General features: G+C 47.2%; 1 pseudogene. It reads left to right on the forward strand.

Features of this window, described 5'->3' with window-relative positions:
* Positions 1–286, forward strand: a pseudogene (locus tag CA600_RS30705) (S-layer homology domain-containing protein); the annotation flags it as partial.

Consider the following 286-nt stretch of genomic DNA (forward strand, 5'->3'; position numbering starts at 1 on the left):
GAACAAAACAATAACCCGTCAAGAGATGGCGCGTATCGCTGCCCGGGCAACCGGATTAGAGACAAAGGAAGATGACAAGTGGATGTATCTGGCTACGAAGTCGGGCTTAATCTCTGGACTTGGTGCAGGTAAGCTTGGAGAAAAGGAAAATACAACTAGAGCGCAATCTGTAGCTACCGTAGAGCGTGTATTAACGGTAAAAGGCGGAGGGAAGCTGCCGACAGATAAGTATGCGATTAGTAGCGCAGAAATAGCCTGGCATAAGACGAATATTTTTACGGTGATG

The organism is Paenibacillus sp. VTT E-133280, assembly GCF_002264385.1.
In the GTDB taxonomy this organism is placed as follows: Bacteria; Bacillota; Bacilli; order Paenibacillales; family Paenibacillaceae; genus Paenibacillus_AQ; species Paenibacillus_AQ nitricinens.